This window comes from Acinetobacter sp. RF14B (assembly GCF_006864105.1).
Taxonomy (GTDB): domain Bacteria; phylum Pseudomonadota; class Gammaproteobacteria; order Pseudomonadales; family Moraxellaceae; genus Acinetobacter; species Acinetobacter lwoffii_C.
In genome coordinates this window covers 1-10,437 of sequence record NZ_SMTB01000089.1, presented here as the reverse complement: position 1 = coordinate 10,437, position 10,437 = coordinate 1, and the positions used below count along the sequence as shown (strand labels likewise).

8 protein-coding genes are annotated in these 10,437 nt (G+C 47.4%); 5 read left to right on the top strand and 3 right to left on the bottom strand.

Going from position 1 to position 10,437, the window contains the following annotated elements; all coding sequences use genetic code 11:
* The coding region (locus E2K52_RS11750) for an enoyl-CoA hydratase-related protein (protein WP_171478853.1) at positions 1-356 on the bottom strand (356 nt) is incomplete at its 3' end.
* Positions 357-460: 104 nt separating this feature from the next.
* Positions 461-3,274, bottom strand: coding sequence for an ATP-binding protein (locus E2K52_RS11745; RefSeq protein ID WP_151205268.1), 2,814 nt, complete (start codon positions 3,272-3,274; stop codon positions 461-463).
* Positions 3,275-3,622: 348 nt separating this feature from the next.
* Between E2K52_RS11745 and cysM the strand changes: the two genes are divergently transcribed.
* The 5 genes from cysM (at position 3,623) to E2K52_RS11720 (ending at position 9,863) form a co-directional block, all read left to right on the top strand.
* Positions 3,623-4,552, top strand: coding sequence for a cysteine synthase CysM (gene cysM, locus E2K52_RS11740; protein ID WP_151205267.1), 930 nt, complete (start codon positions 3,623-3,625; stop codon positions 4,550-4,552).
* A gap of 17 nt (positions 4,553-4,569) precedes the next feature.
* Positions 4,570-5,388 carry a 3'-5' exonuclease gene (locus E2K52_RS11735; protein ID WP_151205266.1) on the top strand — a complete coding sequence of 273 codons (819 nt, stop codon included), beginning with the start codon at positions 4,570-4,572 and terminating at the stop codon, positions 5,386-5,388.
* A gap of 6 nt (positions 5,389-5,394) precedes the next feature.
* The gene (gene rlmD / locus E2K52_RS11730) at positions 5,395-6,771 is read left to right on the top strand and encodes a 23S rRNA (uracil(1939)-C(5))-methyltransferase RlmD (protein WP_151205265.1); all 1,377 of its coding nucleotides are present in this window, start codon (positions 5,395-5,397) and stop codon (positions 6,769-6,771) included.
* Between the two features lie 44 nt (positions 6,772-6,815).
* Positions 6,816-9,122, top strand: a complete 2,307-nt coding sequence (locus E2K52_RS11725) for a RelA/SpoT family protein (protein WP_151205264.1) — start codon at positions 6,816-6,818, stop codon at positions 9,120-9,122.
* A 90-nt stretch (positions 9,123-9,212) separates the two neighbouring features.
* Positions 9,213-9,863: a hypothetical protein gene (locus tag E2K52_RS11720; RefSeq protein WP_151205263.1), complete on the top strand. Its 651-nt coding sequence runs from the start codon at positions 9,213-9,215 to the stop codon at positions 9,861-9,863.
* Positions 9,864-9,918: 55 nt separating this feature from the next.
* On the opposite strand, the gene secF is transcribed toward E2K52_RS11720, so the two are convergent.
* Positions 9,919-10,437: protein translocase subunit SecF (gene secF / locus E2K52_RS11715; RefSeq protein ID WP_151205262.1), on the bottom strand; the 519-nt coding region annotated here is incomplete at its 5' end.

Genomic DNA, 10,437 nt, shown 5'->3' with positions numbered 1-10,437 from the left:
GCCAGTTGCATGCCGGCACCAAAACAGAAGCCTTCAAGTGCTGCAATCACGGGCACAGGTAGCTCCTGCCACACCAGAAAGGCTTTTTGAAACAGGCTCTGGCCCGGGCGAATCAGCTCCCAGGCGGCAAAGACACGGTTTTTAGGATTGTTTAAGTCAGCCAGATCAATTCCGGCACTAAAGACCTGGGCTTCGCCTGTCAGGATGACACAGCGGATGGATTTATCTTTTTTAATCCGCTTGGCTGTCTGCACCAGTTCACGCAGCAGGGCAAAGCTCATGGCATTACGTTTGTCTGGACGGTTCAGTGTAACCGTCGCAATTCCATTATTTTTTTCAAAGCGTACCAGAGACATGGGGTTCATCCTTATTTTTTCTTCAGCGAGCATAACATGCACTCTAAGCACTTGCATGACAGTCCGGTCACGCTCCCTTTACGTGTCCCGGACTAAAAACAGATTTAATGGTCGGATTTGTACAGGATTTGTCGGGCTGCCTGTTGGACCTGCTCAATGACGGTTTTTAGCTCATCCAGATATTTCAGTACCTGCTGTACAAAACTCTCATCTGCTTTACGGCGCTCTTTACGCAAGGTCGAAACAAACTGCTCAAACTCGCCTGTGATCGTTTGCAGGCTTGGCGTACCGACATAACGAGTTGCGCCATAGAGGCGGTGCAGGACATGTTCAAGCTGAGGAAAATCCTCCAGCTCGATCAGTTGCTCAATTTCAGTCAGTTCATTTTCAAAGCTGTCGACCAGCATGCCGAGCAGATCAATAGCCAGATCCTCTTTGTTGGCTGCCAGTTGCAGGCTTTGTTGCCAGTCCAGAATATTAGGATCCAGAGCTTCAATGACATTGATACGTTCGGGTACCGGCGGTTTTTTAAAGCTTTCTGTGGTCCATTGGGTCAGGATCTGTACAATCTGCTCAATCTGAATTGGCTTGGTTACATAATCATCCATCCCATTTTGCAGCAGTTTATGCTTTTCATCGGAAAGCGCATGGGCGGTCAGGGCAATAATCGGCAAGCGTTGCTGAGGCCGGGGATCAAACGTAGATTCCAGTGAGCGAATCGCACGCGTGGTATCAATGCCTGACATCACCGGCATCTGGATATCCATAAACACCAGATCAAAAGGGCTGAGTCCCTGTTCATGACGGCTCTGGATAATATGCAAGGCTTCTTGTCCGCTAATGGCTTTGGTGGTACGGACATTCAGTTCGCCCAATAAGGCTTCCAGGACAATCAGGTTCGGTAGATGGTCATCCACAGCCAGTACATGCAACCCCTGGCCATTAAAGCTTTCATACTGCTCTTCTTCAAAACTTTGCTGGTTGCTCAGGAGTTGAATCAGGGCCGTACGGCTGAGTGGCTGATGCAGGGCGCGAGCGCGATGTTCATTCAGCATGTTCGGATCAAGCTGCATCTGATAGCCATACACTGCCAGATGACCCTGATAACGGGTACGGATTTCTCTGAGCAAGGCCTGACCATCGCCGCCATGATCAACAATGAGCCAGGTATTGTCGGTGCTATGTAAATGATTCAGGCGACTGAACAGATCCAGAATAGAGGCACATTCACTGTGTGCCACTTTATAGTTTTCTAGATAATGCCGCAGTACATTGGCGGTTGCCGGATGCGCCAGATAGGACACCACCGTCAGTTCACTAAAGTCTGGATGTTCAATCACATGTTCTTCATCCAGCAGTAATTGTGCCGTAAACCAGAAAGTTGAGCCTTTTTCGGTCGGGGCGCGTTCCTGATTATCTTCAAAGCCAATCTGGCCGTGCATCAGGCTCACTAATTGCTTGGAAATAGCCAGCCCCAGACCGGTTCCGCCGAACTGACGGGTGACAGAGGTATCGCCTTGCGAGAAGGATTCAAACAGTCTCTTGCGGTCGGTACCACTCAGGCCAATACCGCTGTCCTGTACGCTAAAGTGCAAGACACAGTGCTCCAGGTCTTCATGCTCCAGACGTACCCGGACAATGATTTCCCCGTCGGGGGTGAACTTGATGGCATTGGAGATCAGGTTGGTTAAAATCTGCTTGAAACGTAGCGCATCGCCAATCACATGTTTGGGCACATTGTCAGCATAGTAGAAGGCCATATCGATATGCTTTTGCGCAGCCAGCGGCGAGAGCATATCCATCACATCAAAAATAGCTTCTTCCAGATCAAAAGGTGCGGTTTCCAGCTCCAGTTTACCGGCATCAATCTTGGAAAAATCCAGCACATCATTAATCAGGGCCAGAAGATGGGCTGAAGACTTGCGAATCGTTTGCAGGTACAGGCTTTGTTCATTGCTCAGGTTGCCCTGACGCAGCAATAAATGGATAAAACCGTCAATGCTGTTCAGTGGCGTGCGCAGTTCATGTGAAATATTGGCCAGAAATACCGATTTGGCCTGGTTGGCAGAAATGGCCTGATCGCGTGCCTGACGATAGGTAATGTTTTGCACTTCTAAAGTGTCTAAGGTACGGCGCAGGTCATCTTCAGTCTGTTCGGTATGTTCGCGTAACTCCAGAAAACTAAAATGCAGACGTTTAACCACATTGGCAATATCGCGTTGCAACAGGCGCAGCTCGCCAGTGCTGTTAATAACCATGTGTTGGTCCAGCGTATCGACATTCAGGCGTTGCAACTGCATGCGTATTTCATACATCGGCGCAATCCAGCGACGCGAATAGAAATTCAGACATAACAGCAGAAGTAATAAGGTCAGTAAACCAGTGGCAATCAGTACGATTAATACCCGGTAACGGGCAATTTCCAGAGGCTGATTATCCAGCTCAATGGCCAGCCAGCCGGAATTAAAGCTATTTTCATTAACCCTGACCGCATAAATATGATTGTTTTTATAAAGAATGGGACCGATAAAACTGGCCGCTTGATTGAATTCCGGCCAGGGTGCCTGTTCCTGAAAGCCAATTCCCAGACGGTTTCGGCCATTTTCATCCAGAATTGCTGCACGTACCAAATGCTTTTCATTCAGCATATGTTGCATGGCACTGTGCGCCTGATCATATTGCCAAGGATACAGGCTTAAAATATCAAGTGAATATTCTGCCGTAGACTGAAAACGCGTCATAATCGCAATCGCCATCTGCTTTTGCTGGGCACGTGCCGCATTCGAGGTTTCAGTAATCACCAGAATGGCACCTACACAGGCCAAGATGGTAATCGGCACAAAAATCAGTGCAATCAGCTGTCCATAAGCGTGATTTAAGTGCAGACGTTTAAACATCTTTTTATTGATACTTGACATGATTTAAGCAGTATTTTCCTTATGTCGGGCATATTAGCATGCTTTAAATTGACAGTTAAAATTTAAGCATTATTTTTATTCAGGTAGCCGCCGTGAAATGCTGATCATCGGGTTTATAAAAGAGCTATCCTGCACATTTGCTCAGATAAAAATGCAAAGATATAACTGGATGCCATTTTCTTTAAATAGCATAGATTTGACCTACTCTTTTGAAAAAACCTGTTTTTGAATCCATTTTTGATAAAGCGGAGCAGTTTGCAAGCCGTAGGAAGGAAAAAGAAAGGGGAAATGGATGCAGGGAAAAGTATTTTTTCATACAATAGTCGCACATCGATATAGGTGCAAATAATGAGTAATACATACCCCGATTTCCAAGCCGATGAATTTTTGTTAGACCATTATGTGGGTAAAACGCCACTGGTGCGTTTGCAGCGTCTGGCAAGTCATACTCAAGCGACTGTATTGGCCAAGCTCGAGGGCAATAATCCGGCAGGTTCAGTGAAGGACCGTCCGGCTTACAATATGATCATGCAGGCAGAAAAACGCGGGCAGATCCAGCCCGGCGATACCTTGATTGAGGCAACCAGCGGAAATACGGGAATTGCATTGGCGATGGTGTCTGCCATGCGCGGCTACAACATGAAGCTGATCATGCCGAATAACATGAGTCAGGAACGTAAGGATGCCATGCGTGCTTATGGGGCCGAGCTGATTGAAGTAAGTAAAGAGCAGGGTATGGAAGGCGCGCGCGATCTGGCCTTGCAAATGCAGGCAGAAGGTAAGGGGCTGGTTCTGAACCAGTTTGGTAATCCGGATAATGTCGAAGCACACTACCTGACCACCGGTCCAGAAATCTGGCAGCAGACGGGTGGCAAGATTACCCATTTTGTGAGTTCCATGGGAACGACTGGCACAATCATGGGGGTGTCCAAGTACCTGAAAGAAATGAACCCGGAAATTCAGATTGTAGGCTTGCAGCCTTCGGATGGCTCAAGCATTGCCGGCATTCGTCGCTGGCCGGAAGAATATCTGCCAACGATTTTTGACCGTAGCCGGATTGATCGTATTATGGATATTCCGCAGATTGAAGCTGAAAGAACCATGCGTAAACTGGCCCAAAAAGAAGGTATTAGTGCCGGCACCTCATCAGGCGGAGCCGTGTGGGCCTCCATTCAGCTGGCCGAAGCGCATCCAGGCGCTGTGATAGTCTGTATCATCTGTGACCGGGGTGACCGTTATCTGTCTACCGGCCTGTTCTCTGTAGAAGATCCCGAATAATTGTTGAGAAATCGTTTATGCGCTTGCCTGTTTTAACTTTCGATATTGAAACCCAAACCGATCTTAAATCAGGCGCTCATCTGTTTGGTCTGGATCTGCCGGAGGCAGACCTCGAGCAGGCCCTGACCAAATTACGCCGTCAGGAATCTGGTTCGGATTTTCAGCGTTTGCCCCTGCATGAGATTGTCTGTATTTCCGGTTTATGGATGGATGAGCAGGGCATGCGCCTGTTTTCTTTTAGTCAGGAACAGGACAGCGAAGCAGAGATTTTAAAAAAATTTCTGTCTATTTTTGACAAGCGCCATCCGACCTTGGTGAGCTGGAACGGCTCACAGTTTGATTTACCGGTAATTTTATACCGTGCCATGTATCATGGCCTTTCAGCCCCCAGCCTGTTCGACCAGGGCGAAATTGACACACAAAAGCGTTATAATAACTACCAGAATCGTTACCATCAGCGCCATGTCGATTTGATGGATGTCATGGCCATGTTTCATGCGCGGCATTTTCAAAAACTTGATGATGTGGCGCACTTGCTGGGTTATCCGGGAAAACGCGGTGATGGTGTGTACCGTATACCGAATTACGTCCGCGACCAGCAATGGACTGAAATCACCAGTTATTGTGAAGGCGATGTTCTGAATACCTGGCTGGTATATATTCGCTGGCTTTTGCTAAAAGGGCAGCTGTTATTGCCGGATTATCAGCATCTGTTGCAAAGCACCATTCAATATTTGCAGACCCAGCCGCAGCATGCAGATTTTTTAAGCCGCTGGCGCGAAACTGCGCAGCAGACTGCATTTACCCGTTTTGATTTTCCACTCTCCACAGATTAGGTTTTCATGAAACATCGCGCTCGACCCCGTCTCCAACAGCCATCCGAGTATATTTTTCAGGTTGAGTCGCTTTCCCATGAAGGGCGTGGCATAGCTCACTATGGCACCCATCCCGATCATCCGCCTGAAAAACACGGCAAGAAAGTGTTTATCCGCTATGCGCTGCCGGGTGAAACCGTGCGTGCCCGTATTAGCCGTGAAGTCAAAAAGCTGGAAGAAGCCGACAGTATAGAACTGCTGAGTGCACCTTCTGATATGCGTATCCAGCCTATCTGTCCGCATTTTGGGATATGTGGTGGCTGTAATATGCAACACATTCATCCCGATGCCCAGATTGAGCTGAAGCAGAATGTATTGCAATCGCATCTGGCACATTTTGCAGGCATCCAGCCGGAACAATGGCTGATGCCTTTGCGTTCCCAGCGTGAAGATTATCGCCGTAAAGCCCGGATTGGCGTGCGCTATATCGCACAGAAAGACCAACTGGTGGTGGGATTTCGTGAAAACCAGTCCAACAGGCTGACTTCAATTGACCGTTGCATGATTCTGGATCGTGAGTTCGGCTCGGTTACAGCTCTTAAACAATTGCTCCAAAGTCTAAATGGTCAGGCCGACATCGGTCATATAGAATTAGCCATGGGTGATACAGAAATTGCGCTGACGGTTCGGGAAACTGCAAAACTATCAGCAGAAGATGTCAACCAATTGCGCCAATTTACGTTAGATAAAGGCTGGCAGCTGTATTTGCAGCCTGTGGGCAAGGATACGCTGCAGCGTATGGACGACTCGCAAGCTGCTGCACGCTTGCACTATGGTCTTGATGACTTCGCCGTCACATTCGGGTTTAATCCTTCAGACTTTACTCAGGTAAATTCGACTATTAACTCGCAGATGGTCCATTTGGCATGTGATTTGCTTCAACTGCAGCAAGGCGAAAGGGTTCTGGATCTGTTTTGTGGATTAGGAAACTTTTCCTTACCTTTGTCACGCTGTGTGGGGCCTTCAGGTCGGGTTGTGGGCGTGGAAGGTAGTGAAGAAATGGTACAACGTGGTCGGGAAAATGCCAGATTAAATGGGATTGAACAGATTTCGTTTTATTCACAAGATTTAACCAAAGATTTTTCGCAGCAGGCTTGGGCAAAACAGGGTTTTGATGCATTATTAATCGACCCACCACGCTCAGGAGCGGAAGAAGTAATGCAGTATGTGCCTAAATTTGGCGCAAAAAGAATCGTTTATGTGTCATGTAATCCGGCAACCCTGGCAAGAGATGCGGGAATTTTGACACAACAGGGTTATCGCCTGAAACGGGCCGGAGTGATGGATATGTTTACCCATACCGGCCATGTAGAATCGATCGCCTTGTTCGAAAAAGAAAATTAAATAAACGATTAAAGAGATGATGTATCTAAAAGTAGGAGAAGGGTATGGTCACAGTGCGTGAACAACTGCCTGGGCGACTCAATGAGTTGTCACAGGAGACGACTGTAGAACATGCCGAACAAGCACACCAAGATCTGACCGAATGGTTAGAGCGGGTTCGTGGCATATTAGATGGAGCACCCTTAACGCAGCTCGAGGAAGTCGCTCATTTAACATTACAATATGAGCTGCAAAGTACGATTCAGCATCGGTCCAATACCTTCTATACCGGTATTGAAATGGCCGATATTCTGGCGCATCTGCATGTGGATGAAGATACCTTATCGGCTGCGATGCTCTATCGTTCCGTGCGTGAAGGGGTCATGCCGCTGGCAGAAGTGCGGGAAAGGTTTGGCGAACAGGTGCATAACCTGGTCAAAGGTACCCTCGCAATGGGTAAGTTGTCCGAGCTGATTGAAAAGAATAAACGTCTGGAAGACCATTTCAATAATAACCAGCGTGAACATCTGACCGGTATTTACAAGATGCTGATTTCGGTCACCGAAGATGTGCGGGTGGTCTTGATCAAGCTTGCCGAGCGTACCTATGCTTTACGTGAACTGACTAATTCTTCGCGTGAGCGTCAGGAACGGGTAGCCCGGGAAATTTTGACCATTTACTCACCGCTTGCCCACCGTTTGGGCATTGCCCAGTTGAAATGGGAGCTGGAAGATCTGGCTTTCCGTTATCTGGCGCCTGAACGCTATAAAGAAATCGCTTCTTTATTGAATGAAAAACGTTTGGAGCGTGAGCAGTATATTCAGTTTGTTATTGATAAGCTGCGTACTGAACTGAGTGAGTATAATATCGACGCTGAAATCAGTGGTCGGGTAAAACACATTTATTCGATTTATCGAAAAATGAAAAGCAAAAACCTGAGCTTCGACCAGCTTTATGATATTCGCGCGTTACGGGTCTTGGTAAAAAATGTGCCGGAATGCTACCACACCTTAGGGATTGTTCATCAGATCTGGCGACATATTCCACATCAGTTCGATGACTATATTACCAATCCTAAAGCGAACGGTTACCGTTCCTTGCATACGGCGGTAATAGCCGAAAACAAATCACTCGAAGTGCAGATCCGTACCTATCAGATGCATGAAGAAGCAGAGTTAGGGGTCTGTTCACACTTTAACTATAAGGAAGGCTCAAAAAATACCGATCATTCCTTTAACCATCGTTTGCATTCCTTGCGTGCTGTGCTGGAGCATTATCAGGAACGTAATGAGGCCAGTGCCTATAAAACAGATGATGAAACCGAAAATTTTGAGCATATTCAAGAATTTGAAGGTTTTGAAAAAATCTATGTATTTAGTCGTGATGGGGATATTAAGGAGCTGCCACGTGGCTCGACAGTGCTGGATTTTGCCTACCATGTGCATACTGAAGTCGGGAACAAATGTTATGCCGCTCGGGTCAATCAGCGTTATGTGCCGCTGACCTATACCTTAAAAACCGGTGAGCAGGTTGAAATTCTGACCAAGAAAGACCGTGAGCCGAACCGGGACTGGCTGGTGAATTCACTGGGCTATATCCGGACAGCACGTGCGCGGGATAAATTGCGTCACTGGTTCCGCCAGCAGGATCGTAGCAAGAATCTGGAAGTGGGCCGTGATGTACTGAATAAAGAACTTTCACGTCTGGCGATTCATCCAAAATCCATTGATTTGAGTGATTATTGTAACCATTTTAATGTAAAAAATGGTGATGATATCCTGATTGGCATCGTAAATGGCGATATTAGCCTGCATGCCCTGATCAATCAGGTGAACCGTCATATGCATCTGGATCAGGATGAGCCGGAACTGGTGCTGAAGCCAGCTTTAAATCCACGGGCCAGTCACACGCTTTCAGCGCACGGGATTCTGATCGATGGTCTGGATAATGTAGAACTGCATATTGCGCAGTGCTGTCAACCAGTGCATGGTGAGTCTATTGCAGGTTATATTACCTTGAACCGTGGGGTAAGCATTCATAAGGTGGCTTGTCCGGACTATGTGCGCATGATTAATCAGGAACCGGAACGCGCAGTAGAAGCGGACTGGGAAATGCAGCCAACCCGGGGGCAAAGTGTACAGATTGTGGTGGAGGCCTATGATCGCCGAGGTCTCTTGAAAGACCTGACCCAGGTCATTTTCTCGGATCAGATTAATATCCGGCAGGTCAATACGATCTCGGAGTCCGATGGTATTGCCAATATGAAATTGCTGATTGAAGTAAAAGGCCTGGCGCAACTGTCCAAACTGCTGGCCCGTCTTGAGCAGCAACCGGGAATTATCAGTGCACGCCGTCTGGTACAAGGCAATTAATTTCTGATCGAATACTTTAAAAGCCCGCAATTCAATTGCGGGCTTTTTTGTTGTAAGGTGTCTGTTCAGAATAAAAAACCAGCTAAAAGTATGAGTGCGACGGAAATATTTGAGCGCAGACGTCATAATCTGGCCAAGCTCATTGACCATCTGATTGACAGCCAGCGCTTTAAAAATGGCAAAGACATTTGTGAGCATTTTGGCCTGTCAGCGTCTTATATTACCCAATTACTGAATAGCAAACGCCAGATAGGGGACAAAGCTGCGCGGGAGCTGGAACGGCAGCTGGGGCTGGAAACCCTGTTACTGGATCAAGTCCTAGAGTCGCAGACTGAGTTGTCCCCCGCCCAAGTATCGTGTGCTCTATTTCAAATGCACACTGTTGAGCAGCAGGCTTTTCGTTTAAGTCCTTTGCTGGGTACTATCAGAAAAGCACCTGTAATCTTATCTGCGTCTGATTACTATGCAATTCAGGTTAATGATCAGCATTATTTTCCTGCTTTAAAGCCCGGTTACTGGGTGGTCTGTGATCCAGGACAGCAAGTCCAGCCTCAGGACATGATCTGTTTATATCTGAACAATGCTCTACAGCTCATGGTGGAATTAATTGCTGAAACAGAAAACAGTTTGCAGTTTCAAAGTCTGGATGCTAGCCGGACGGTCAGTTTTAAAAAATCCGATATTGCAAAGATGCATAGGGTAGTGGCCATTCTACCGGCCAGAGAGATAGGTGTGAATTGAAAATAAATCAGCCCATCCGAAGATGGGCTGAACACTGATTAGGTGAAAAGACCGCTTATGGCAGCTGGTCTTCGTCTTCAAATTCAGGTTTGACTTGTACAATAAAGTCCTGACGATTCAGACCGCGCCATAGCGCAAAAGCTGTCCCGATATAGATCGATGAATAGGTACCGACAAAGACCCCGATAAACATTGCAATCGAGAACCATTTCAGACCTTCACCCCCCATGACCATCATGGCCACGACCACCAGTAATAGGGTCATGGAGGTGTGGATGGTACGGCGCAAGGTTTCAGTCAGGGCAATGTTGATGATCTCGAGCGGTTCGGCACCGCGAATTTTGCGGAAGTTTTCACGGATACGGTCCGACACTACGATGTTATCGTTCAGTGAGAAACCAATAATCGCAAGAAGCGCTGCCAGAACGGTTAGATCAAATGGCCATTGCATCATCGCAAAAATACCAATGGTCACGATGATGTCATGGAACAGGGACAGGACGGCACCCATCGCCAGCTTGAACTCAAAGCGGATGGTGACATAAACCAGCATCAGCAGGAGCGCAAGGGCAAC